The sequence below is a fragment of the Nonomuraea sp. 10N515B genome (assembly GCF_052245915.1).
In the GTDB taxonomy this organism is placed as follows: Bacteria; Actinomycetota; Actinomycetes; order Streptosporangiales; family Streptosporangiaceae; genus Nonomuraea.
The window spans coordinates 83,471-107,615 of the sequence record NZ_JBQQBQ010000033.1 but is presented as its reverse complement, the minus strand read 5'-3'; the positions used below and the strand labels follow the sequence as shown (position 1 = coordinate 107,615).

General features: G+C 68.8%; 25 protein-coding genes and 1 pseudogene. 14 read left to right on the top strand and 12 right to left on the bottom strand.

The genetic code is table 11. The annotated features are described in order from the left end of the window. Positions 1-57: 57 nt before the first annotated feature. Entirely contained in the window at positions 58-630 is a 573-nt protein-coding gene (locus ACTWQA_RS36965; RefSeq protein WP_443163606.1) for a TetR/AcrR family transcriptional regulator, read from the top strand. Between the two features lie 57 nt (positions 631-687). On the opposite strand, the gene ACTWQA_RS36960 is transcribed toward ACTWQA_RS36965, so the two are convergent. The 5 genes and pseudogenes from ACTWQA_RS36960 to ACTWQA_RS36940 form a co-directional block, all read right to left on the bottom strand. Continuing rightward, on the bottom strand, positions 688-1,566 hold the full coding sequence (locus ACTWQA_RS36960) for a F510_1955 family glycosylhydrolase (protein WP_443163605.1): 879 nt from the start codon (positions 1,564-1,566) through the stop codon (positions 688-690). Between the two features lie 43 nt (positions 1,567-1,609). Further along, the gene (locus tag ACTWQA_RS36955) at positions 1,610-2,563 is read right to left on the bottom strand and encodes a M56 family metallopeptidase (RefSeq protein WP_443163604.1); all 954 of its coding nucleotides are present in this window, start codon (positions 2,561-2,563) and stop codon (positions 1,610-1,612) included. Beyond that, on the bottom strand, positions 2,560-2,934 hold the full coding sequence (locus ACTWQA_RS36950) for a BlaI/MecI/CopY family transcriptional regulator (RefSeq protein ID WP_327585184.1): 375 nt from the start codon (positions 2,932-2,934) through the stop codon (positions 2,560-2,562). The genes ACTWQA_RS36955 and ACTWQA_RS36950 overlap by 4 nt, the downstream gene beginning before the upstream one ends. A 75-nt stretch (positions 2,935-3,009) precedes the next feature. Continuing rightward, the gene (locus tag ACTWQA_RS36945; protein ID WP_443163603.1) at positions 3,010-3,681 is read right to left on the bottom strand and encodes an FAD-dependent oxidoreductase; all 672 of its coding nucleotides are present in this window, start codon (positions 3,679-3,681) and stop codon (positions 3,010-3,012) included. Positions 3,682-3,742: 61 nt separating this feature from the next. Continuing rightward, positions 3,743-3,907, bottom strand: a pseudogene (locus ACTWQA_RS36940) (FAD-dependent oxidoreductase); the annotation flags it as partial. Between the two features lie 95 nt (positions 3,908-4,002). Between ACTWQA_RS36940 and ACTWQA_RS36935 the strand changes: the two are divergent. From ACTWQA_RS36935 to ACTWQA_RS36925, 3 genes are all read left to right on the top strand, one after another. Continuing rightward, complete coding sequence (locus tag ACTWQA_RS36935) at positions 4,003-4,125, top strand: cation transporter (RefSeq protein WP_443163602.1); 123 nt, start codon at positions 4,003-4,005, stop codon at positions 4,123-4,125. 152 nt (positions 4,126-4,277) lie between these two features. Next, a complete protein-coding gene (locus ACTWQA_RS36930) occupies positions 4,278-4,688 on the top strand; it encodes a hypothetical protein (RefSeq protein WP_443163601.1) in 411 nt (136 codons plus the stop codon). A gap of 83 nt (positions 4,689-4,771) precedes the next feature. After that, on the top strand, positions 4,772-5,380 hold the full coding sequence (locus ACTWQA_RS36925) for a DUF305 domain-containing protein (protein ID WP_443163600.1): 609 nt from the start codon (positions 4,772-4,774) through the stop codon (positions 5,378-5,380). A gap of 108 nt (positions 5,381-5,488) precedes the next feature. Here the strand turns inward: ACTWQA_RS36925 and ACTWQA_RS36920 are convergent, their stop codons facing one another. From ACTWQA_RS36920 to ACTWQA_RS36900, 5 genes are read right to left on the bottom strand one after another with little or no spacing between them, the layout of a single operon-like run. Next, entirely contained in the window at positions 5,489-6,244 is a 756-nt protein-coding gene (locus ACTWQA_RS36920) for a (2Fe-2S)-binding protein (RefSeq protein WP_443163599.1), read from the bottom strand. Positions 6,245-6,258: 14 nt separating this feature from the next. Further along, a complete protein-coding gene (locus ACTWQA_RS36915) occupies positions 6,259-7,956 on the bottom strand; it encodes an ABC transporter ATP-binding protein (protein WP_443163598.1) in 1,698 nt (565 codons plus the stop codon). Then, the gene (locus ACTWQA_RS36910) at positions 7,953-8,804 is read right to left on the bottom strand and encodes an ABC transporter permease (protein ID WP_443163597.1); all 852 of its coding nucleotides are present in this window, start codon (positions 8,802-8,804) and stop codon (positions 7,953-7,955) included. The genes ACTWQA_RS36915 and ACTWQA_RS36910 overlap by 4 nt, the downstream gene beginning before the upstream one ends. Further along, complete coding sequence (locus tag ACTWQA_RS36905; RefSeq protein ID WP_443163596.1) at positions 8,801-9,772, bottom strand: ABC transporter permease; 972 nt, start codon at positions 9,770-9,772, stop codon at positions 8,801-8,803. Before ACTWQA_RS36905 ends, ACTWQA_RS36910 begins: the two co-directional genes overlap by 4 nt. Next, positions 9,772-11,391: an ABC transporter substrate-binding protein gene (locus ACTWQA_RS36900; RefSeq protein WP_443163595.1), complete on the bottom strand. Its 1,620-nt coding sequence runs from the start codon at positions 11,389-11,391 to the stop codon at positions 9,772-9,774. The genes ACTWQA_RS36905 and ACTWQA_RS36900 overlap by 1 nt, the downstream gene beginning before the upstream one ends. A 459-nt stretch (positions 11,392-11,850) precedes the next feature. On the opposite strand from ACTWQA_RS36900, the gene ACTWQA_RS36895 reads away from it, so the two are divergent. Then, the gene (locus ACTWQA_RS36895) at positions 11,851-12,291 is read left to right on the top strand and encodes a DUF4396 domain-containing protein (RefSeq protein ID WP_305919047.1); all 441 of its coding nucleotides are present in this window, start codon (positions 11,851-11,853) and stop codon (positions 12,289-12,291) included. Positions 12,292-12,385: 94 nt separating this feature from the next. Here ACTWQA_RS36895 and ACTWQA_RS36890 read toward each other — a convergent pair whose 3' ends face one another. Beyond that, positions 12,386-13,666, bottom strand: coding sequence for an NAD(P)/FAD-dependent oxidoreductase (locus ACTWQA_RS36890; protein WP_443163594.1), 1,281 nt, complete (start codon positions 13,664-13,666; stop codon positions 12,386-12,388). A 94-nt stretch (positions 13,667-13,760) separates the two neighbouring features. Further along, complete coding sequence (sigJ, locus tag ACTWQA_RS36885; protein WP_443163593.1) at positions 13,761-14,705, bottom strand: RNA polymerase sigma factor SigJ; 945 nt, start codon at positions 14,703-14,705, stop codon at positions 13,761-13,763. 66 nt (positions 14,706-14,771) lie between these two features. On the opposite strand from sigJ, the gene ACTWQA_RS36880 reads away from it, so the two are divergent. The 9 genes from ACTWQA_RS36880 (at position 14,772) to ACTWQA_RS36840 (ending at position 24,137) form a co-directional block, all read left to right on the top strand. Beyond that, positions 14,772-16,451 carry an alpha/beta hydrolase gene (locus tag ACTWQA_RS36880; protein WP_443163592.1) on the top strand — a complete coding sequence of 560 codons (1,680 nt, stop codon included), beginning with the start codon at positions 14,772-14,774 and terminating at the stop codon, positions 16,449-16,451. 146 nt (positions 16,452-16,597) lie between these two features. Beyond that, entirely contained in the window at positions 16,598-17,545 is a 948-nt protein-coding gene (locus ACTWQA_RS36875) for a DUF6772 family protein (protein WP_443163591.1), read from the top strand. An 8-nt stretch (positions 17,546-17,553) separates the two neighbouring features. After that, the gene (locus ACTWQA_RS36870; RefSeq protein WP_305919042.1) at positions 17,554-17,889 is read left to right on the top strand and encodes a hypothetical protein; all 336 of its coding nucleotides are present in this window, start codon (positions 17,554-17,556) and stop codon (positions 17,887-17,889) included. A 24-nt stretch (positions 17,890-17,913) separates the two neighbouring features. Next, positions 17,914-19,422: an ABC transporter substrate-binding protein gene (locus ACTWQA_RS36865; protein WP_443163590.1), complete on the top strand. Its 1,509-nt coding sequence runs from the start codon at positions 17,914-17,916 to the stop codon at positions 19,420-19,422. Then, positions 19,415-20,458 carry a LacI family DNA-binding transcriptional regulator gene (locus ACTWQA_RS36860; protein ID WP_443163589.1) on the top strand — a complete coding sequence of 348 codons (1,044 nt, stop codon included), beginning with the start codon at positions 19,415-19,417 and terminating at the stop codon, positions 20,456-20,458. Before ACTWQA_RS36865 ends, ACTWQA_RS36860 begins: the two co-directional genes overlap by 8 nt. After that, positions 20,455-21,381, top strand: coding sequence for an ABC transporter permease (locus ACTWQA_RS36855; RefSeq protein ID WP_305919039.1), 927 nt, complete (start codon positions 20,455-20,457; stop codon positions 21,379-21,381). The genes ACTWQA_RS36860 and ACTWQA_RS36855 overlap by 4 nt, the downstream gene beginning before the upstream one ends. Further along, complete coding sequence (locus ACTWQA_RS36850) at positions 21,378-22,235, top strand: ABC transporter permease (protein ID WP_443163588.1); 858 nt, start codon at positions 21,378-21,380, stop codon at positions 22,233-22,235. The genes ACTWQA_RS36855 and ACTWQA_RS36850 overlap by 4 nt, the downstream gene beginning before the upstream one ends. Beyond that, on the top strand, positions 22,232-23,197 hold the full coding sequence (locus tag ACTWQA_RS36845; protein WP_443163587.1) for an ABC transporter ATP-binding protein: 966 nt from the start codon (positions 22,232-22,234) through the stop codon (positions 23,195-23,197). The genes ACTWQA_RS36850 and ACTWQA_RS36845 overlap by 4 nt, the downstream gene beginning before the upstream one ends. Next, positions 23,190-24,137, top strand: coding sequence for an ABC transporter ATP-binding protein (locus ACTWQA_RS36840; protein ID WP_443163586.1), 948 nt, complete (start codon positions 23,190-23,192; stop codon positions 24,135-24,137). The genes ACTWQA_RS36845 and ACTWQA_RS36840 overlap by 8 nt, the downstream gene beginning before the upstream one ends. Positions 24,138-24,145 lie beyond the last annotated feature (8 nt).

Sequence of the window (24,145 nt, the reverse complement as noted above, 5' to 3'; positions counted from 1 at the left end):
CACTCCGTCTATATCAATACATTGTGTATTGATCCTTTTGTGTCGTATGCTCAAAGCATGCCCAGGCTGTGGAATGAGACGATCGAGGCGCATCGCCGTGATGTACGTGATGCGATCCTCGACCGCACTTCGGCACTCGTGGCCGAGCACGGGCTGCGGTCGGTCACGATGTCCCAGATCGCGGAGCAGGTCGGGATCGGGCGCGCGACCCTCTACAAGTACTTCCCGGACGTCGAAACGATCCTGCTGGCCTGGCACGAGCGGCAGATCACCGCTCATCTCGGACAACTCGCTCGTGTCCGCGACCAGGCTGGCGGCCCTGACACGCGGCTGCAAGCCGTGCTGGAGGCGTACGCGCACATCACCCAGCGGTCCCGGGCGCACGGCGATGGTGCGCTCATGGCGCACCTGCACCGCGACGAGCAGGTTGCACGAGCACAGCGACAGCTCCACGACATGATCCGTGACGTCTTGGCGGAAGGCGTGCGGAGCGGGGTGTTCCGCGATGACGTCGCGCCGGACGAGCTCGCAACCTACTGCCTCCACGCCGTATCGGCGGCCGGTGAACTGCCGTCCGAGGCCGCCACCCACCGACTCGTCAAGGTCATCCTGACTGGGTTGCTGAGGTAGCCCGGCCGGCGGCCGGCAGGCGGGCGGCATCGCAGTCTGGCCGTCTGACGGCGGCGCTCAGCCGGTAGGGGCGAAAGCCGTGGTGAAGGTCTTGCCGCCGTCCTTGGAATCCAGGACCGTCCCGTCCTCCATGGCGGCCAGCAGGCGCTGCCGGTTCACGGCCGTGAACGCGGTCGCCTGGCCAGGGAGCTCGCCGACGGCCGACCAGCTCTTGCCGCCGTCCTGGCTGGTGTGGATCTTCCTGTCGGCTCCGGCCCCAACCAGTACCTCGCCGCGGAGCACGTCCACGTGGCTGAGCAGGGGTGCCTTCGCCACGTCGGTGAAGTTCACGCCGCCGTCCTCGCTCACCTTCAGCCCGTCTGGTGTGGTGGCGTAGATGCGCGAGGGCTGTTCGGCGCCGGCCCCGAGGTCGATCACCTTCTCCTCGGTGCCTTGCGTCCAGGTGGCGCCGCCGTCGAAGCTTCGCCAGACCTTCGAGGTCTGGCTGTCGAAGGCGTACAGGTTGTCGCCGGCTGGCTGGATGGAGTGGAAGTCCGCGGAGCCGTCCGCCGAGATCACCTTCCAGGTGACACCCGCGTCCGTCGACTTGATAAGGCCGAGGTGTGGTGGGCGTTCCGGCGAGACCTCCTCGGCGGAAGGATGCCCGCTGGCCAGGAAGGTCTTCGGGCCGGCGATGGTGAAGCCCATGTGGTCCTGGTCGCGGTCGGCGACCCGGGCGATCGTCGTCGGCGACGTGACTTTGAACAGTCCGTGGTGTCCCGCGACGTAAAGGCTGCCGTCAGCGAGATCGAGGCCGAGTCCGTGGACATGGCCCACACCCGGTTCGGGGTCGGCCTGCCCGTCGTGCTCCGGCGCCGCTTGACCACAGCCCGCTAGGGCCGCCACAAGCGCCACGCCTGCGGCGCTTGTGCGCAGCCGCCGACTCACACACCTCATGGGTGCGAGTCTACTACCCGCTACTATCGCCCTTCGTAGAAGATCAAAGCGTGATGAGGAAGGAATGGCAGTGGTGGGCGAGAAAGGCGCCCAGACCGGGGGCTGCGGCCAGGGCGGTGGGACCGGCGAGCAGCGCTGTCACCGCCAAGAGCCCCGAGAGGCGTTCGCGCCATTCGAGCGGCGCCTGCGGATGCAACATCCGGCGCACGCGGATGAGCGCCGTTTCCCCGCCCGCGCCCAGCGCGAATGCGGGAACTCGTCCCGTCGCCAACCGGACCAGGGCCGCCGCGATGTGGATGCGCGGGTGATGGCGTGCGGCCTCATCGTCGGCCAGCAGCTCGACCAGGCGGGCGATCTCTGCCCGCGCCTGATCGAACAGCGGGATGCGGGGAAACGCCCGCGCCAGGGCCTCGGCGGCGGCCAGCACCAGGTGGTGGTGCCCGCGCAGGTGTGCCTGCTCATGGGCGAGCACGGCGGTGACCTGCTCCGGCGCCAGCGAGCGCAGCGCCCCGGTGGTGATGACGGCGTGCCCCTTCCGGCCGGGCAGGCAGTACGCCAGGCGCTCCTTGTAGTCGACCACGAGCGCGCCGAGGTCGTGATCGTGCCTGCCGAGCAGGGCGAGCGCCTCGGCATGCCGTCGGCGTCCGCGACGCGTGCTCAGCAGGACGGCTCCACCGGTATAGGCAAGCCGCGCCAGGACCAGTCCACCGATGAGCAGGCCGATCCGGGCGCTCGTCGTGCTCAATGTCGCTCCGTGGCCCAGCAGGGCCGCGCAGGCCTCGAACAGCGCGGCCAGGCCGTGCCCCACCACGGAGGCGGGGACGGCGATGGCAAACGCTGACAGCAGCACCGAGACCACCACCGAGGCGCCCGCCGCCTGCCACATGGCGATGGCCAGCCGGGGCGCTCGGTCGGTCCAAGCGGCCCGCCGCAGCAGCCGCGGCAGTGCCACGGCGGCGAAAGCGGCGTACGCCGCGAGGGCGATCGCCACCGTCACGAGCTGCGTCCCCTCGGCGGGTACACCTGGAGCGCCGCTTCCAAGGCGCTGGCCTCGTCAGGGGTAAGTCGTTCGAGGAAGTGCACGAACGTGGCCGCCCTGTTGCCGCTCTTGGCCAGGGATTCGCGCATCACGTCGGCGGTGTAGGCCTCCTTCGACGACACCGCCTCGTAGATGTACGCCCGGCCGACCGGCTTGCGCTTGAGCAGGCCCTTGGTGTGGAGCTTGTCCATCACGGTCATCACCGTCGTGTAGGCCAAGGCGCGGTTCTTCCGCAGGTGCTCCAGGACGTCCCTGACCGAGGCGGGCGCGTTGATGGCCCACATGCGATCCATGATCGCGGATTCGAGCTCCCCCAGACCACGCACCATCTACCAGTCCCCTCTACCCGCCGTTCGTTTGATGCTACCGGCGGTCGTAGACAAGCGGGTAGGCGTGCATTCGCGCTATGCCAGGGTGTCCAGGCGGTCGCCGGCCATGATGGCGCGCTTGACGCGGATCAGGTCCTTTGGGGCGTTCACCGCGACCCCGCCGACGAGCAAACCATCTCTGGCGAAGGCCACCGCGAAGCGGTTCTCCTCCGGCGATCCGGCGACGACGCGGCTGGTGTCGGCAAGGTGCGGCAGGCCCGCGATCTGGACGCGGGCCCCGTGCACATGGGTGGCGGCCACCACGTCCGGCGCACCTACGGCGAACAGGCGCTCGTCGCAGACCACGCCATCGCTCAGCGCCAGCCCGCTGCCCTCCAGCCAGTCGGTGTTCGGCACCACGCCCATGCCCGCGACCACCAGATCGGCGGGTAGCGTGCGGCCGTTGCTCAGCCGTATCCCTGTCACCCGTCCGGTTCCGTCGAATCCGGTCACGCGGGCCTCGCTCACCAGGTCGACGCCGTTGTCCCGGTGATGGCCCGCGAGCCAGCGCGCCGCCTCTGTGCCCAGGACCCTCTCCATCGGGTACGGGGACGCGTCCACGAGGGTGACCGGCAGGCCGAGGGAGCGGGCGGTCGAGGCGACCTCCCCGCCGATGAACCCGCCGCCGATGACCACCACGTTGCCGGGGCCAGTGGCCAGTTCGGCACGCAGAGCCAGGGAATCTTCGATCGTGCGCAGAGTGTGCACGCCGTCCCTTCAACCACTGGTCGCCGAGTTCCTCCGCGCCGGGCAGCATGATCTCGTCGTCGCCCTTGAGCATGCTCTTGGACAGGGGCGGGCGGTTGTAGGGGAGATGCCTTTCCCCGCCGATCAGCATGATCGTTCCGTCGAAGCCCTCTCGTCGCAGTGCCTGGACGGCACGCAGACCGGCCAGGGACGCTCCGACGACCGCGATGACATTCAGCTCTCTCATGCGGAGGAGAATACCCCTACGGGGTATAGGATTTAGCGTGATTTATGTCTCATATACCCCTAGGGGGTTATGGTGGTTCGGGTGGCATTGCTGGCGTGACGGCCGTGGATGTGGACCTCGCCACCGGCAAGGTGATCGTGACGGGGGACGCGCCCATTGACGAGGCGCTTGTCCGCGACGCTGTCGAGGAGGCGGGCTACGAGCTGACCTCCGCCTGACCTGACGCCCGGTGGAAGCGGCTTCCATTGGTGAACGGTGGCCGGTCGGGGGCCGTACCTTCCCATGACGGCACCCGGCCGGCTCGGCCAGTACTACGAGACTCGTTAGTACTATGGGATTTGGAATACGCCGATCATCAGAGGAGGGGCTGATGGGAGTCGTGCGGCGACGCCTAGCGTTGCGGGTCGCGCGCGGTCTCCTGCTCGTCGCCCTCGCCCTAGGCGTGGGCGGCATGCACACCCTGGGACACGTGGACGGCGGGCACGCTGGCTCGCCACCGGATGCCCACGGCATGGGCGTCGCTCAAGAGCCCCCTCTCACCGTTCCAGCGGGACTGCAGGCATTCGTTCCCGAGCAGAAGATGCCTGGACTCGACCCGACCAGCGTGTGCCTGGCCATCCTGTCCTCGCTCATGGTCGTGTTGTTGATCGCTGCCTGGATCCGAGTGCGGCGACGACTCGGGGACAGCAGCGGGGTGCTGCCATCGGTGCGGCGGGTGGCCCGCCCTCCGCCGAAGCCCACGTCCGTGAATCTGGCAAGTCTCTCGATATTGCGCATATAGGCCGATGACCTGCGGACGAGCTCTGAGGCAGCCGTCCGCACGACAGGCCGAACGTTCCGACAACATCGAGAGATCAAACGACCATGCGTATCAACCGCAAGCTGTCCTTCGCCGCTGCCGCGGGTGCCCTCGCTCTGCTGACCGCCTGCGGGAGTAGCGGCGACTCCATGGCGGGACATGAGGGGATGAGCAGCAGCAGCGCGCCTGCCGCCACCACCGCCGGCGCTTCGCCGTCCGCCGCCTTCAACGACGCGGACGTCACGTTCGCGCAGATGATGATCCCGCATCACGAGCAGGCGGTCGAGATGGCCGACCTCGCGGCGACGCGGGCGAGCGATCCGGAGATCAAGGAGCTCGCCGTCAAGATCAAGGCTGCTCAGGACCCGGAGATCCAGACCATGAAGGCCTGGCTGACCGGGTGGGGCAAGGCCGCGCCCGAGGGTGGCATGGGCCATGAGATGCCGGGTGTCATGTCCGAGGAGGAGATGAAGAAGCTCGAGGCGGCCAAGGGTACGGAGTTCGACGAGCTGTTCGCCCAGCAGATGATCGCCCACCACAACGGAGCGATCGAGATGGCCCGCACCGAGCAGACCGACGGCTCGAATCCGGAGGCCAAGGAACTGGCCAAGACCATCGAGACCGCTCAGCAAGCCGAGGTGGAGGACCTTCAGAAGATCCTTGATCGGCTCTGATGTCTGACCCGCCCGGGCGCGACCTGCGCCCGGGCGGGGACGCAGATGCGTGCTACAGCAGTTTGCCGGGTGTGATGGGCAGGGCTCGGATATTGATCCCCCTGCCCATCAATGTGGGACTACACCGTCGGCGAGCACCCGCCGGTAGTTCGCCACGCGGTCGTCGACGGTGTCCAGGCAGCAACTGGAGCACTTCACCTTCTCCGAAGAGGTGTAGTAGAGGCAGCAGGTGTTGCGCAGGTAGAAGAGTCCTTCCCGGCCACCTTCCACGAGCCGGATCAGCTCGCCGAGGCGGTCGAGCCCGCCGGTGGCGGCGGCCAGAAAGGTCTGGTGGGCGCTCTCCAGTTGGTCGACGTCGCCGCCGCGCCGGCTCGCGATACAGAAGGCGGCCGCGCAGCCGTGGGCCACGCCGCCGTAGAGCTGGCGTAACCCGGCTCGGGTGCGGACGTGCATGGCCTGGGCGAGGGGCAGCAGGTGGTCGTCCAGCACCCACGTGACCAGGGTCTCCACGGGCGCGTCGGTGACGGTGGGTTCGCGCAGCCCGACGCCCTCGAAGCCGTGATGCGGGGAGAGCCGGATGGCGACGTTGTGCGGCCGCATGTCGATCACCACGCCGTCGACGGCCCAGGCCAGCACGGCGGCCGCGGTCACAGTGCCCGCGTACACCGCCATCACGGTCAGTGCGGTCGCGTGATCGGAGACCTGGCCGCTGGCCCGTCGCTCGGCGTCGAGCACCTGTTTCAGCTCGCCGGACCACGGATCCAGCAGTTGGTCGCAGGCGATCCAATCCTTTCCCGGCGCGAGCCCGCGCTGGAGGCGGAAGCGGTCGCCGAAGGATTCCAGGCGTGCGAAGACGTCCGTCACTCTGTCCGTCCTTGTCAGGTCTGAGCTGCTTCAAGCAGTTGGGCCGTGTACGGATGGGAAGGTGCGCTGGCGAGGTGGGCGGACAGGCCGTGCTCGACGACGGCGCCGCTGCGCAGCACCACGATCCGGTCGCACGACTGCACCGCCTCGCCCAGGTCGTGGGTGACGAACAGGACGGCGAGCCCGCGATCGACGGCCAGCGTGCGGAGCGTGGTGGCGATGCCGGCGCGAGTGGAGACGTCCAGCATCGAGGTGGCCTCGTCGGCGACCAGGAGGATGGGATCGGCGGCGAGCGCCCTGGCGATGGACACGCGCTGCCGCTGCCCGCCCGACAGCTGACCGGGGAAGCGCTGCAGGAACTCGTCCGACACCGGCAGCCCGGAGGCGCTCACCGCCTCCCGCACCCGCTCGGCTCGCTGTTCCCGTGGTGCGCCGGTCGTCACGAGGGGTTCGGCCACCAGGCTCGCGACGCGCATCCCGGGGTGGAGCGCGTCGTAAGGGTCCTGGTGGACGAAGCCGATCCGTTGCTGGAGGCGGCGCAGCGCACGGCCCCGCCGCGTGGTCAGGTCCTCACCCGCGATCTCCACCCGGCCGCCGGCCGGGCGCAGCAAACCGAGCATGATCCTGGCCAAGGTGCTCTTGCCTGAGCCGCTCTCGCCCACCAGCGCGACGATCTCTCCAGCGTGGATGTCGAGATCGACGCCACGCAGCGCCTCCACGGTCCTCGTCCGCGTCCGGTAGCGATGATGGACACCGGCCACGCTGACCACCGGAGCTCCCAGCGGATGGTCGCCGCGCGGCACCACTGGGAATGCCGGTTTGTCGTAGTGGTGACAGGCCACCTGCGCCGGGCCGTGCGAGCGCAGCGGCGGCGCTTCCTCGCTGCACAGGCTGGTGGCCAGGGGACAGCGTGGGGCGAACCGGCACCCTTCCGGCAGCAGGTCGAGCGCGGGCGCGGAGCCGGGGATGCTGCCCCACGGCACCTGCCGGTCCGCGACAGGCGTGGCCGTCAGCAGGCCCGCCGTGTAGGGGTGGGCATGCTCGGCGGCCAGCGTACGGGCGGGGCGCACCTCGGCGAGGCGGCCCGCGTACATGACCGCCACCCGGTCCGCGTACGGCATCAGCCCGGCGAGGTCGTGCGAGACGATGAGCATGGTGGTGCCGAGACCCGCGAGCAGGGCGAGGACCTGCCGTTGCGTGATCGCGTCCAGCCCCGTGGTGGGCTCGTCGGCGATCAGCAGCCGCGGCTCGCCCGCCAGGGCCAGGGCGATCGCGACCCGTTGCCGCTGGCCTCCGGACAGCTCGTGCGGATAACACCGCAGCATGGCCGGCTGGAGGCCGACGCGTTCCAGCAGCTCGGCCGGTTCCGCGTGGCCGCCGTGCAGGGTGAGCATCTCGGTGAGCTGGGCGCCGATCCGGTGCACCGGGCTGAGGCCGGACATCGCGCCCTGCGGCACGATGGCGACCCGGCGGCCGCGGATGTCCTTCCAGTCGGTACGCCCGGCCAGCTCGTCCTCGCCGAGCTGCGCGGAGCCGGTGATGGAAGCGGTGCGGGGGAGCAGCCCGAGCAGGGCGCGGGCGAGCGAGGTCTTGCCGCAGCCGCTCTCGCCCACGAGCGCCACGACCTCGCCCTCCGCGACGTCCAGGCTGATCCGGTCCACCGCGGTCAGGTTGCCGTAGCTGATCGTGAGGTCGCGCAGTGACAGCGTCATCGGCCGGCCTCCCTGAGTGCCGGGTTGAGTCGTTCCTCGACGGCGACGCCGATGAGGGCGAGGGCCAGCACGGTGAGCGTGATCGCGGCGCCCGGTGGCAGCGCCCACCACAGCCAGGCCTCCGACAGGAACACGCCGTTGGTCTGCACCCAGAACAGCGTGGTGCCCCAACTCGGCGCGGTCGGGTCCCCGAGGCCGAGGAACGACAGGGTCGCGTCGTAGATGACGGCACGCATCGCCGTACGGACGAAGACCGGGATGAGCAGCGGCCCGATCAGGTAGGAGCCGTGCCGCAGGAGCAGCCACCAGCGGGGCGCCCCCATCGCGCAGGCCACCTCCAGATGGCCGCGCGACCAGGCGGTCAGCACGGCGGCCCGCAGCACCCGGGCCGGGACCGGCCAGAGGATCAGGGCCAGGATCGTCACCCGTGTGCCGAAGGACTGGCCGAGGAAGGCCGCCGCGAGAATGTAGAGGATCAGCTCGGGCAGCACCAGCATGACGTCCGTGCCGCGCATCAGCGTGGCCGACAACCACCGCGGCCCGATCCCGGCCGCCCCGCCCACCAGCGCCGCGAGCGCGGTGGTGGCCGCGGCGACGATGAACGCCAGGCTCAGCGAGGTGCCGGCGCCGACGATGAGCTGGTCGAGGAGGTTCCTGCCGAGATCGTCGGCTCCGAGCGGCAGCCCCGCTCCCGGAGGGGCGTAGGGCTGCGCCACCCGGGCGCGGCCCGCGTCGTCGGGCAGCAGCGTGCCGTAAAGGGCGACGCCGACGATCGCGACAAGGATGCCGGCGCCGATCAGCCCTTGCGTGCCGAGGAGGCTGCGGCGGCGGGCGCGCAGGAACATCATGGGCCGCCTCCGGTTCTGGCGCGTGGATCGAGCAGCGGGTAGGTGGCGTCGGCCACCGCGTTCATCAGCACGACCATCAGCGTCAGCACCAGGAACGCGCCCTGCATCAGTGGATAGTCGCGGGCCGTGATCGCGTCGAAGGTCAGCCGGCCGAGCCCCGGATAGGCGAAGACGGTCTCCACCACGATCGAGCCCGCGGCCAGGAAGCCGATCTCCATCATGAGGATCGTGTGCACGGGCAGCAGGGCGGGCCGCAACGCATGCCGCCTGACAAGCCGCCCATAAGGGACGCCTCGGGCGTGCGCGTGCTGGATCGGCTCGCTGGTCAACACCGTCAGCAGCGACGAGCGGGTGTAGAGGAACAGGTAGCCCATCCCGGTCAGCGTCATGGTGGTCACCGGCAGAATCAGATGCAGCAACACCCCGGAGACCGTCACGCCTTCGACGCCCGACACCCCGAAGGTCGGCAGCAACTGGAGTTGCACGCCGAACAGGACGATGAGCAGCATCCCCAGCCAGAACTGGGGAAACGAGTCGAGCACGATGGCCGTGCCGAGCAGCCCCGAACCCTTGCCTTCGCGCCGGCGCAGCGCACCCAGCACACCGAACGTCACGCCCACCAGCGCAGTGCAGATGATGCTGGTGCCAACGAGCAGCAATGTCCACGGCAACGCCTCGCCCAGCGCCTGTGTCACCGGCCGTCCGTCGGACAGTGAGGTGCCGAGGTCGAGGGTGAAGACGCCGCCGAGGTAGTCGAGGAACTGCTCGTGCAGGGGCTTGCCGAAGCCGTACTGGGTGGCGATCTGCGCCCGTTCGTCGTCAGTCAGCCTCGCGAGCGCCTCCGGGCTGCCGAACGACTTCAGCGGGCCGCCCGGCAGGGCGCGGGGCAGGGCGAAGTTCAGCGTGAGCGCCACCACCAGCACGGCGGCGTACTCGGCCAGCCTGCCCGCCGCATATCGCCAGGGCATCACGGCTTGAACTCGACGAGGGAGAACTTGTTGAGCACCGCCGAGCCGTTCTGCCAGGCCCAGCCGCTGTAGACGTCCTTGCGGAAGGCGTAGGCGCCGTTGCGGTAGTAGAGCGTCAGGAACGGCATCTGCTCGGCGATCTGCGCCTGGAGCTGCTTGGCCGCCGCCGTCCTGTCCTCCATGGTGAAGGCTGAGGTGAGGGTCTTCACGACGGAGTCCACTTGGTCGTCCTTGAAGCCGACGATGTTGAGGGAGCCGTCCTCCGGGTCCGAGGCGACCAGCTGGGCAATGGTGCCGCTGCTCAGCATCACCGGAGCGGACCAGCCCCACATGGACATGTCGTAGTTGCGGCCCTTGCGTACGTCGTAGTCGGGCCACACCTTCGCATCCAGCGAGTCGGGGTCGAGCGAGGACACCTTCACGGCCACACCCACTGCCTTGAGCATGTCGCGGATCAGCTCCGCGCTACGCAGCCGGTCGGTGGAGGTGCTCTGGACCAGCAGTTCGTACGACATGGGCTTGCCGTCGAGCACCCGGATCCCGTCGGCGCCCGGCTTGGCCCCCAGCGCGTCGAGCTCACGCTTGGCCGCTTCGACGTCGTAGAGCGGGGCGAGGCTGTCGGGCTTGACGGGGGATTCGGCGTGGATGAAGCCCGGGTTGCCGGGCGTGCCCTGGCCGAGCAGGGCCGTCTTGACCAGGTCGGTCACGTCGATCGCCTTCGCCAGCGCGCGCCGGACCTCCGGCTTGTCGAACGGGGCCCTGGTGGTGTTGAAGGCCAGCAGCGTCGAGGCGAACTCGGTGCCCTTCACCACGCCGATGTTCGGCTGCCGCTCCAGCGCCTGGAGCTGCTGCGGCGGCACGATACGGGTGGACAGGTGGATCTCGCCGGTGCGCAGGGCGGCGAACTGCGTGGACTCCTCCGGAATGACGACGATCTTCACGGTGTCGGCCTTCGGCTTGCCCATGGCATAGGAGGCGTTGGCGGTCAGCGTGTAGCCGCGGGCGTTGTCGTACTGCGTGAGCTTGTACGGGCCGGTGCCGATCGCCTTGTCGGTCCCGGCCTCGCCGACCTTCTCCACCGACTCCCACAGGTGCTTGGGCAAGATCGCCATGTCGGCCAGAATGCGCCGCGGGAACTCCGGATCGGGCGCCTTGAGGGTCAGCGTCACGGTGTCGCCGCTCGCGGTCACACTCTCCACCGGCCGCACGTCGATCGAGGAGTCACCCTCCAGGTGCTTCTTGTAGAACTCGACGCTGAACACCACGTCGTCGGCGGTCAGCGGCTTGCCGTCGTGCCAGGTGACGCCCTGCCTGAGCGGCATGGTGAAGACCTTGTTGTCGGTGGTCTGGATCTGCCTGGCCAGCAGCGGGGTGACCCCGTCGCCCTGGACGATGACCAGCGTGTCGAAGATCAGCTTCACCAGGTTGTTCCCCGGATAACCGGTCTGGTTGGTGAACGGGGTCAGCGTCCCCTCATCCGAGGAGATGGCGATCGTCACGCTCTTGGCGGCAGTGGAGGTCTTCCCGCTCTGTGGAGGCTCGGTACCCGCGCCGCACCCGGCCAGAGCTAACCAGAGTGCGGCCGCCATCGCGATGAACATCCTCGATTGCCGGTACACGGAACCTCCCGGGGGTATAAGAGGTCGAGATCGCCGCCGCGGTGGGCGAACGGGTGTTTCATGCGACTCTATAGAGGTTTTCCGTAGATACAAGTGCCCAATATGTAAACTCCGTAATTCCGCTGCACGGCTCCTTTATGAGGCCGTTTATGCCTCTGAGCTGCTCTTATATAGGCCATAAGCATGGTCGAGCGGCTGGGAAGAGGCTGTTAGCTGACCGTCCGTAACGGTCACGAAACGATGCTTCCTATTGATCATCGTAGACCCAAGGCCTTCCGGCCTGCCGCGATCTCTACTTGCATCGATACCCAGGTGGGGTATAAGTTGTCGCCCAGATGCGCTTGATCGACCTAGAAGGTAGCAATGTCTGAATCAATTCACCACGCTGGCCATGAACACCGGGATCACGACTCGCATGATCACCATCGCTCTCAGAGCGATGATCATGAAGCGCACCAGATGAAGGTGACCTGGGGAGCGGCCGCGTCGGCGACGCTGCACTGCCTCACCGGTTGCGCCATTGGCGAGGTCCTCGGCATGGTGATCGCCACCGCGCTGGGCTGGCATGACGTGCCCAGCATCATTTTGGCCGTCGTCCTGGCGTTCATCTTCGGGTACGCGCTCACGCTGCGTGGCCTGTTCCGTGCCGGCGTGGACTGGCGTAAGGCGCTGCGGCTCGCGCTGGCCGCGGACACGCTGTCGATCCTCGTCATGGAGATCGTCGACAACGGCGTCATGGTGATCGTTCCGGGCGCCATGGACGCCGGTCTCGCCTCTGTGTTGTTCTGGGGTGCGCTGGCCTTCGCGCTGTTGGTCGCGTTCCTCGTCACGTGGCCGATCAACAAGTGGATCATCGGACGGGGGAAGGGCCATGCGGTCATTCATGCCTACCACCACTGACGACCCGCACTCCTGAGGCCTCTCCTACGAGCGATAGCGCGAAGACCGACAGCGAAGCGCCCTCGTATCGAGGGCGCTTGCTTCGCTTCGTGCTCTACGCCGTCGCCTTGACGGCTGAGCCCGCCGCGGTCCGCTCCCGCGTGACGCGGCGGCGCCGGGTCGGCAGCCCGAGCGTCGGGTTGGCCACGCCCCAGGCGGCGCCTTTGCAGACCAGCTCCTTGTAGACGGCGGCGAGCCGTCCGGCCAGGACCGCCGGTACGGCGCGGTCGTCGGCGGTGACGTACTGGATCAAACCCTCCTTGCGGCCCAGTGAGATGCACTGGTTGAAGTAGCGGATCGGCGTGTTCGGGAGTTTCCCGCCGGTCAGGCGCGCCGCGATCGCGTCGGCGGCCTGCCACGCGGTCGGAATTCCCGAGGCGCACGACATCCGCAGCGGCTTGTCCCCTGGGCCCATCACCATGGCCGCGTCGCCGACGGCGTACACGTCCGGGTGTGAGACCGAGCGCATGGTCCCGTCGACCACGATCTGGCCGCTGCCGGTGACCTCCAGCGTGGTCGCCTTCGCGATCGGGTGGGTCGCGAAGCCGGCGGTCCACACGGTGACCGCGGCCGGGATGGCCGTGCCGTCGGCGGTGGCGACGCGGTCCGCTTCGACACCGGTGACGGCGGCGTGCTCGTGCACGGTGATCCCGAGCTTGCTGAAGACCTTCCGCAGGTGCTCGCGGCCTTTGGGCGAAAGCCAGTCGCCGAGGCCGGCGCGGGCGGCGAGGGTGACGTCGAGGTCCGGGCGGGCCTCGGCGATCTCGGTCGTGGCTTCCACGCCGGTGAGGCCGCCGCCGACGACGACCACGCTCTGCCCGGCGTCGAGGCGGGCCAGGCGCTCGCGCAGCCGAAGTGCTCCGGGGCGGCTGGCGATCTCATAGGCGTGCTCGGCGGTCCCGGGGACGCCTTGGGCGTTCCAGCCGCTGCCGAGGGCGTAGACGAGCGTGTCGTAGGCGAGTTCTTCTGCGCCGGACTCGGGCGCGATCGAGGCTGCGCCGGACTCGGGCGCGATCGAGGCCGCGCCGGACTCGAACGGCGCGATCGGGCCTGCGCCGTTCGCGTCGATGACGGTGACGGTCTTGCGGTCGACGTCGACGCCGGTGACCTTCGCGAGCCTCAGCTCGACGCCGGTGCCCGCGAACATCTCGCTGAACGGCCGGGGCTTGAGGTCCTGTCCGGTCGCCAGCTGGTGCATGCGGACGCGTTCGACGAAGTCGGGCTCGGCGTTGACGAGGGTGATGGCGACGTCCTCGCGGCGCAGCCGCTTGGCGAGGCGGCCGGCGGCGATGGCTCCGGTGTATCCGGCTCCGAGGACGACGATGCGGTGCTGCATGTCCTTGCTCCTGTCGTGCGCGGGTTTGCCCCTTGAACCGGGCGGCCCGCCGTTTCCTGACAGGAACGCGATGTGAAGCACCTCACACAAGCGGTCAGAAGCCGTTGAACAGGGGCTCCCCGTGGTCGACGCCCGCCCACTGCGCGGTCGCGCGTTCGAGCTTGTCGGGGTTGACCTGGTTGCGGAACGCGGCGATACCATCGGCGGTGACCTCCAGGCACATGACGCCGATGACCCGCCCGTCCACGACGGCCACGACGGCGGGGTCGCCGTTGGCGGTCCAGGCGTAGATCTCGGGCACGCCGCCGGCCAGGACGCGCTTGGCCTCGCTGGGTTTGAACAGGCCCCGCAGGAACTTCGCGACCGCGACGGCGCCCTCGAACGCCTTGGCGCGGGCCGGAACTTTCCCACCGCCGTCGCCGATCGAGATGGCGTCCTGGGTGAGCAGGCGCACGAGCGGCTCGGTCCGGCCGCTGGTGGCGGCCGCCAGGAACTCCTCGACGATCCGCCGGGCGGCGGCCTTGTCGATCTCGGTGCGGGCCTTGCCGTCCGCGACGTGCTTCTTGGCGCGGTGGAAGATCTGCTGGCTGGCGGCCTCGGTGATGTCGAGGATCTCGGCGATCTCCCGATGCGGATAGTCGAAGGCCTCCCGCAGCACGTAAACCGCCCGCTCGTTGGGGGAGAGGCGCTCCATGAGGGTGAGGACCGCGTAGGAGACCGATTCGCGCTGCTCGGCGGTGTCGGCAGGGCCGAGCATCGGGTCCCCGGCGAGCAGGGGCTCGGGAAGCCATTGGCCCACATAGGTCTCGCGGCGCGCCCGTGCGGAGGTGAGCTGGTTGAGGCACAGGTTGGTGAGGACCTTCGTCAGCCAGGCCTCGGGGACCTCGATGCGGTCGACGTCGGCGGCCTGCCAGCGCAGGAACGTCTCCTGCACGGCGTCCTCCGCTTCGCCCGCGGAGCCGAGGAGGCGGTAGGCGATGGCCTCCATGCGCGGCCTGGAGACCTCGAACCGGTCGACGTCGTCCGCGGTCAAGGGCATGGCCCGATCCTAGCCCGCACGGCGTGCGACGCGCCCTGATCTGCACGGCCACGGCTACGCTGCCTTATGCGCCGCAAGACCACCACCGTCCTGTCCGTCGCCGCCCTGCTGATCGCCGGCACGGCCACGGCCTGCAGGACCACTGCCGACCCCGACCCCGGCACCGCAACAGGCACCGAAGGCACCGCAACCGGCACCGCAACCGGCACCGCAACCGGCACCGCACCCAGCAGCGGAAGCGAGGTGGACTCCGTCACCCTGCCCGCCTCCCTCACCGCCCAGAAGCTGAGGTGGAAGCCCTGCCCAGCCCCGTCCGTCCTCCAGGGCGCTGACAGAAGACCGGGCAGGCTGGCGGACGGCACCGCCTGGCAGTGCACGACGATGAAGGTGCCACTCGACTACGCGAAGCCGGACGGCGAGACGATCGACCTCGCCCTCATCCGGGCCGAGGCCAAACCGAAGACCGAGTCCAAGGGACGGATCGGCTCGCTCGTCTTCAACTTCGGCGGCCCCGGCAGCTCCGGAGTGGCCTCCCTGCCCCAGTTCGCCGCCGACGAGTACATGAAGCTGCACGAGCGCTACGACCTGGTGAGCTTCGACCCGCGCGGCATCGGCAACAGCGGGGGCGTGCGCTGCCTGGACGACAAGGCCCTCGAACGCTGGCTCGCGGCCGATACCACCCCTGACGACGCCACCGAGCTGGGGCAACTGCGCACCAGGTCCAAGGCGTTCATCCGGGCCTGCGAGAAGAACTCCGGCAGGATACTGCCGCACGTCGACACCGTCAGCGCCGCTCGCGACATGGACCTGATGCGTCAGCTCCTCGGCGACCGCAAGCTCAACTACTTCGGCATCTCGTACGGCACCGAACTGGGCGGCGTCTACGCCCACCTCTTCCCCGAGAACGTCGGCCGCACCGTCCTCGACGCCGTCGTCGACCCCACCCAGGACGATGCGGCCGTGGCCCTCAGCCAGGCCAAGGGCTTCCAGTTGGCGCTGGAGAACTTCATGAAGGACTGCGCCAAGGAGCCCGACTGCCCCACCGGCTCCGGCCCCGCCGCCCGTGAGAACACCGACGCGGGGATCCGCAAGATCACGGCCCTGCTGAAGCGGCTCGACAGCAAGCCGCTGAAGGCCGGCGAGGACGGCGGCGAGCTCACCCAGGCCGAGGCACTCACCGGCATGGCGGCCGCGCTGTACGGCAAGGAGACCTGGGTCATGCTGAAGTCCGGGCTGCGGGACGCCATGAAGAAGGACGGGGACGGACGCTGGCTCCAGTTCCTCGCCGACTTCTACAACGGCCGGGACAAGAACGGCCGGTACAACAATCTCCAGTCCGCCTACACGGCCGTGATCTGCGCCGATTCCAGCGACCGCTACACCGAGCAGGATGTCCTGAACCGGCTCCCGGAGTTCCGTGACGCATCGCCCGTCTTCGGCGAATCCATGGCCTGGACCCTGCTCACCTGCTCCGGCTGGAAGGTCAGGGAAGGATCGTCGCGGACCGTCGAGGTCAGCGCCAAGGGCGCGGAGCCCATCGTCGTCATCGGCACCACAGGCGATCCGGCCACCCCGTACGAGGGCGCCCGGCGGATGGCCGACCAGCTCGGCGAGGGCGTCGGCGTCGAGGTCGCGTACAAGGGCGAGGGCCATGGCGCCTACCCCGGCAGCGACTGCGTCACCGACGCGGTGGACGGCTATCTGCTCGATGGCAAGGTCCCGGCCGACGGCACTGTCTGCTCGTGACGCCCGGTGCCTCCGGAGGCGTCAGGTGTTGGATGTCCGCTTTGTAACCAAGCCTTGACGCCCATGGATAGGACAAGTTAACTTCCTTGAACTTCAGGATTAACGTTCACGTGAACGTTAATCCTCTTGGTTCGTAGGAGGACGACTTGGAAAGCGATGATCTGCGTCGCGCGCTGATCGCGGCCGATCCGAAGCTGTCGAAGTTCAACCCGCTGCCCCGCATCCTCGCCTTCGACGAGTTCAACACCGGCACCCACGGCTGGACCGAGCTCATCGGCAACCATGACGGCCACGGCAATCTCGACACCGTCGACAAGCACATGCGCGACTTCCGTCCGCCGCAGCTCAGCTCATGCGACTTCTTCGACACCGGCACGCACGGCGCGATGAGCGGCACGTACGCGCTCAAGGTGGCCACCAGAGCGGTCACCGGACACACGGGGGTGGCGATCCGCCGGCTGACGATGGCGCGGCGCGGGATCGTGCAGTTCGAGACCTATTTCACCTACAAGAGCGAGGCGGCGACGGCAGAGTCCAGCCTCGGCAACCGCTTCGGCGAGATCGAGTGGGACGGCAACCTGCACCCGTCGGAGGCGCAGTTCGGCTGCTTCACGATCGCGACCGACCTGTGCGACGGCGACGGCGTCCGCTACCACACGGTGATGCGCTACCAGAACACCGACCTGGACAACAAGCTGACCAGGCGCTGGGTGTACCCGGTGGTGCCCGAGCCGACGCCAAAGGAGAACCTGCACAACCAGGACAACCTGGTGGCGACCGAGGACTTCACCGCGCCCAACCCCGAGGACTGGCAACCGCTCGACGAGGAGCCGCAGTTCCTCTGCTACAACGAGGTGCCGACCAAGGTCAACTGGCACTACTTGCGCTGGCAGTTCGACACCCGCTCGCGGACCAACGTCGAACTTCAGGTCAACGACCGGGTGATGGATCTACGTGACGTCCCTGTCCCGCACTATCCGGACAGGTATGACGGCTTGGAGAACCTGCTGAACTTCTACGTCAGCGTGCGGACCCATTCTCCCGTCCGCAACTTCCTCTTCCTTGATTCCGCCCTGATCTCCGTGGATTGGTGAGCATCGGCATGAAGAACGCTCAGACGGCAGTACTCGAGCGGAACACCACTTTCACCGCAGATTTCACGACTGAGCCGTACGAAGCCGCATGGGCGGGCGAAGCCCGATGGTTCGTGCGGACGCTGGAGCTCGAAGGTGAGCAACCCAGCCTCCACCTCGTCACCCAGATCTCCCCTGACGGGCTGCATTGGTGCGACGAGGAGACACCTGAGCTGGTGACCACTGAGCCGGGCTTGGTGTCCTGGCGCGTGCGGGAGTTCGGTCACTGGCTGCGGCTGCGGGCTTCACTTCGCGGGGGCGATCCGAAGGCGAAAGTCCTGATCTACCTGGCACTCAAGAGCTGACAGAGCTGACAGAAGGTAAGCGACATGGACGATGTAGGCAGGCGCCAGTTCCTCACCCTCCTCGGAGGGACTGTCCTGATCGCAGGATGCGCCCCTGGCGGGCCCGGCTCCGACCAGAACGCCCCGCTCAGCGCCGCGTTCAACCAGGCCATCAACGACCTGGACCCACACGGTCCGAGCGCGGTCGACGAGGCGTCGCTGCTGGCCAACCGGCAGATCTACGACACCCTCGTGACCAGGACCGGCGCCGAGCCGGTGCCGAGCCTGGCCACGTCGTGGACCCAGCCCGACGACAAGACGTGGGTGTTCACGCTTCGCGAGGACGTCACCTTCCATGACGGCAGCAAGCTGACCTCGGCCGATGTGAAGGCCTCGCTGGAACGGCTGGCCAAGTCGACCGGGCCGCAGAAGCCGCTGTGGGCCGCGGTCGCCTCGGTGGAGGCGCCGGATGCGCGGACCGTCAAGATCACCACCACCGAGCCGCTCGGCACGATGCTGGTGAACCTGACGCTGGCGTTCATCCTCCCGGCGGCCCAGATGGGCAAGGCGGGCTTCTTCCGCAAGCCGGTGGGAAGCGGGCCGTTCGCCGTGGAGTCGTTCACGCCGTCGTCACAGCTGGTCCTCACCCCGGTGAAGAACTACTGGGGCGGCGCGTCCACGCTGCGGGGCCTGCGCCTGCCCTACATCCCCGAGGCGTCCACGCGGATGACCTCGCTGCAGAACGGCGAGGTGGACGTCACCTGGATCATTCCGCCCGACGAGCTCAAGCGCCTGCGCCAGGTTTCCGGGATCTCCGTCGCGAGCACACCGGGCCTGAACTACTTCCTGACCTGGTTCAACTGCGCGCGCAAGCCGTTCACCGACCCCAAGGTGCGCCGCGCGCTCTCCCACGCGCTCGACGTCAAGGGCATCGTCGCCAACCTGTACGGCGAGGCCGCGACGGTCATGGACGCGCCCATCCCGGCGGCGGTGTTCGGACACGCCCCGCAGAAGCCCTATGAGTACGACCCCGACCTGGCCAAGAAGGAGCTGGTAGAGGCGGGATACGCGGACGGCATCCGTACCTCCATGATGTGGTTCAGGGACACCGGGCCCTTGGCCACCGAGCTGGCCCAGTCGTTCATCTCCGCGTGGGCCAAGGTGGGCGTGGTCGTCGAGCCGCAGCAGATCGAGAAGGCCGCCTGGATCAAGCGGCTGACCGCGCTCGACTGGGACATCGAGCTCCAGGTCAACACCGTGACCACCGCAGACGCCGACTACACGCTCGGCCGCTTGTACACCTCGGCGGCCAACCGCATGGGCTACGCCAACAAGGAGCTCGACGCGCTCCTCGCCGAGGCCAAGTCGACCGCCGACCAGGACAAACGCAAGGCCCTCTACGGCCAGGCGTGCGCGATCATCTGGTCCGACGCGGTCGGCGTGTTCCCGGCGGCGCTGACCGCCACGTACGGCGTGCGCTCCACGGTCAAGGGCTTCCGCCCGGCGGCCAACAGCCAGCCCGAGTTCAGGACGGTCTCCGCCGATCATGCCTGAGGGACGCCGTACGACGCTGAAAGACATCGCCGAGAGCCTCGGGGTGTCGGTCAACACCGTGTCGCGGGCGCTGTTGGACAAGGACAGCGTCGGCGTGGAGACCAGGAACCGGGTCAAGGCGGAGGCGGCCCGGCTCGGCTACGTGCCGAACGTGACCGCCCGCTCCCTGGTCCTGGGCTCCGCGACCACGCTCGGCATGGTGATCACGAATCCGTCCAACCCGTTCTACGCGCAGCTGATCAGCGGCATGGAGCAGCACTGCCGTGAGCACGGCTACTCGCTGCTGCTGATGGCGACCGAGGAGTCTCTGGACAACGAGCGGCGAGCAGCCGAGGAGCTGCTGCGCCGCGGCGTCGACGGGGTCCTGATGGTGGCCGTGCAGGAGGGCGCCGAGCACTGGCGCCCGTTCCGCTCGGCCGGGGTGCCGCTGGTGCTGATCAACCGTGACATCCCCGAGCTGAACGCCGACCTCGTGGGCGTCGATCACGCTCGCGGCGGCTACGAGGCGGCCAGGCACGCCCTTGACCAGGGCGCCAGGAAGATCTACTTCCTGGAGGAGGACCTGGGCGTCTCCTCGGTCGCCGACCGGGTCGAGGGCTACCGCCGTGCCATGGCCGAAAGCGGGCTGCCGATGCGGCAGGACACGGTGATCAAGGTCCCGACCAGGCGGCGGGAACAGAGCGCGATGCCGTGGGACCCGAGCGAGGCCTACCGGATGGCCCGCGAGGTGATCAGCGCCGCCGAGCGCCCGATGGCCTTCGTCGCGGGGAACGACTACTTCGCGCTGGCCATATACCGCGTCGCGCACGAGGCGGGGCTGCGCGTCCCCGAAGACGTGCTGGTCGTCGGGTACGGCGGCCACCCCTTCGCGCCCTACGTCATACCGTCGCTCACCACGGTCGACCTGCCCGCCGCGGAGATCGCGGTGTCGGCGGTCGACTGCATGCTGCGGCGGCTGACCAAGTCGGCCACGGGCTCGCCGGAGAAGATCCTCTTCCAGCCGACGCTCATCGTGCGCGGATCGAGCCGCCGATGACCGGATTCCTCGGACGCCGCCTCGCCCAGGCGCTCTTGCAGATCTGGGGCGCGGTCACCATCGTCTTCATCGCGCTGCGCGTGCTGCCCGGCGACCCCGCCGAGCTGATCCTCGGCAGCCAGGCCACCCCCGAGCAGCTGGCCGAGCTCCGCACCGAGCTGGGCCTGGATCAGTCCATCATCGCGCAGTACTTCGGTCACCTGCTCGACGTGCTGCGCCTGGACTTCGGCGACTCCTGGCGGCAGGGCGGCAGCGCTCTGGACGCCACGCTGGAACGGCTCGGCCCCACACTGAGCCTGTCGATCTGGGCCATGATCTTCACCGTGGTGCTCGGATTCCTGGCGGGCACGTTCGCGGCCAGGCACGCCAACACCGTGGCCGACCACCTGGTCTCCGTCTCGTCGCTGGTCGGGCAGGCTCTGCCGCCGTTCTGGATCGGCATCATGCTGTCACTGATCTTCGCCAGGCTGCTGCAGATCCTGCCGAGCACCGCCGACGGCACCATGGCGAGCCTGCTGCTGCCCGCGCTGACGCTGGCGCTGCCGTTCGTCGGCTGGCTCGGCCGTCTGGTGCGCACCGGGATTCTTGAGGAGATGAACCAGGACTACGTGCGCACGGCTCGGGCCAAGGGCCTGAGCAGGCGGGTGGTCTTCTACATCCACGTGCTGCGCAACACGTTGGTGCCCGTCGTGACCATGCTCGGCCTGCTGATGGGCTTCTTCATCGCCAACGGCGTCATCGTCGAGGTGGTCTTCGCCTGGCCGGGGATCGGCTCGCTGCTCGTCGACTCGATCACCTTCCGCGACTACTCCGTGGTCGAGGCCGTCCTCACTGTGGTCACCGTCTGCTACATCACGCTCAACCTGCTGGTCGACGTGCTCTACAGCTACCTCGACCCCAGGATCCAGTTGGAGAACGCATGACGCTCGACACCGCCGTCCTCCGGCGGCTGCCCCTGCGGGCGCGGCTGGCCATCGGGACGGTGCTGCTGTTCGCGGTCGCCGGCGTGGTAGGGCCGTTCCTGGTCCCGTTCGAGGCCGCGGTCACCAGCCCGCAGGACCGGCTGCTGCCTCCGGGCAGCCGGTTGTCCGACGGCGCCATCGCCTGGCTCGGCACGGACCAGGTGGGCCAGGACCTGCTGGCCGAGGTGCTGGCCGGCATGCGCACGTCGCTGACCGTGGCGCTGGTGACTGTGCTGGTGGGCGGGTCGATCGGCCTGGTGCTCGGCCTCCTGTCCGGATATTTCGGTAGCTGGACCGATGGCATCATCTCCCGCATCGGCGACATCCAGCTCGCCTTCCCCAGCCTGCTCCTGGCGATCCTGCTGGCGGGCGTCCTCGGGCCCAGCATGGTCAACGTGATCATCGCGCTCGCCGTGACCCGATGGGTGATCTTCGCGAGAGTGGTGCGCGGGTCGGCGCTGGCCGTACGGCACCGCGAGTTCGTCGACTCCGCCCGCGTCCTCGGCGCCTCCCACGGGCGCATCCTCATCCACTACATCCTGCCCTCCTGCCTGCCGCCGCTGCTCGTGGCGGCGACCGTGCAGGTCGGCCTGACCATGGTCGCCGAGGCCTCGCTGAGCTTCCTCGGCCTCGGCGTGCCCGCCTCGCAGGCCTCCTGGGGCGCCACCATCGCGCAGGGCCGCGACTACCTGGCCTCCGCCTGGTGGATCGCCGCCGCGCCCGGCCTCGCCCTGGCGCTCGTGGTGGTCAGCATCGGCGTGCTCGGTGACCTGTTGCGAGACCTGTCCGACCCGATGACGGAGCTGAGCGCATGAGCCCCCTGCTGGAGGTCGAGGATCTGGCCGTGGAGTTCGGCGGCACCCGCGTCGTGCGCGGCGTCTCCTTCCAGGTCGAGGAGGGCGAGACGCTGGCCGTCGTCGGTGAGTCGGGCAGCGGCAAGAGCGTGACCGCGCAGTCGCTGCTCGGCCTGGTGCCGCACGGCGCCCGGCTGGCCGCAGGCCGCATCCGCATCGAGGGGCAGGAGGTCACCGGGCTCACCGACGAGCAATGGCAGAAGCTCCGCGGCGAGCGCATCTCCATGATCTTCCAGGATCCGCTCAGCGCGCTGAACCCGTCGCTGACGGTCGGCTACCAGATCGGCGAGATGTTCCGGAGGCACCGCGGCCTCGGCAGGAAGGAGGCGCGCAGCCGTTCGGCCGAGCTGATGAGCCTGGTCGGCATCCCCGACGCCACCCGGCGGCTGGACGAGCATCCCCACCGCTTCTCCGGCGGCATGCGCCAGCGCGTGATGATCGCCATGGCGCTGGCCCTCCACCCTCGCCTGCTCGTCGCCGATGAGCCGACCACCGCGCTGGACGTCACCGTACAGGCCCAGATCCTGCGCTTGCTGCGCGAACGCCAGCGGGCGGAACGCCTCGGCCTGATCCTCATCAGCCACGACCTGGGCGTGGTCGCCAGAGCCGCCGAACGGGTCGCCGTCATGTACGCGGGCCGGATCGTGGAGACGGGAACCGTGCCCGAGGTGTACGAGCGGCCCGCCCATCCCTACACCCGCGGCCTGATGCGCGCCGTGCCCTCCGTGCGCGACGACAGGCCGCTGGAGATGATCGGCGGCCAGCCGCCCGACCTGAGCAAGCCGCTGACCGGCTGCTCTTTCGCCGCCCGCTGCCCGCTCGCCCGCGACGTTTGCCGCGAGAGCGATCCCGAACCCCGTCAACTCGGACCCGGGCGCACGAGCGCCTGCCACTTCGCCGAGGAGGTGATCGCGCATGCTTGAGCTCGTCGATCTCGTCACCACCTACCGCACGCGCCGCGTCGAGGTGCAGGCGGTGGCCGGGGTGAGCCTCACTGTCGCCGAAGGCGAGACCGTGGGCCTGGTCGGCGAGTCCGGCTGCGGCAAGTCCACCGTGGCCAGGACCATCGTCGGCCTCGTCCGCCCTGCCTCCGGTGAGGTGCTCTTCGAGGGCAAGGACCTGGCGTCGCTGCCCGCCAAGGAGCTGCGGCGGCTCAGGCAGGAGATCCAGCTGATCTTTCAGGACCCGTACGCGTCGCTCAACCCGCGTATGAAGGTATCCGCGCTGATCAAGGAGGCTTGGCGGATCCACCCCGGCCTGGTGCCACGCGAACGGTGGGACGAGGAGATGCGCGACCTGCTCGACCGGGTCGGGCTGCGGCCCGAGCACGCCGACCGCTACCCCCACCAGTTCTCGGGCGGGCAGCGCCAGCGCATCAGCATCGCCAGGGCGCTGGCCGTGCGGCCGCGCCTGATCATCTGCGACGAGGCCGTCTCCGCGCTCGACGTCTCGGTCCGCGCCCAGATTCTCAACCTGCTGCAGGAGCTCCAGCGCGACCTCGGCGTCGCGTACCTGTTCATCTCCCACGACCTCGGCGTCGTCCACCACCTGTGCGACCGGGTGGCGGTGATGTACCTCGGCAAGGTCGCCGAGATCGGCCCGAAGGACAGCATCTACGCCAAGCCCGCCCACCCCTACACCCAGGCGCTGCTGTCGGCCGCGCCCGGGATCGACGACTGGCGAGAGACCGGCCGTCACGAGATCGTCCTGTCGGGAGATGTTCCCTCCCCGTTGTCGCCGCCGACAGGCTGCCGGTTCCGCACCCGGTGTTGGCTGGCCCAGGATCGGTGCCGCGACGAGGAACCCTTACTGATCGAAAGAGGCGCCGGCCACCCGGTCGCCTGCCACTTCGCCGCCTCATAAGGAGATCT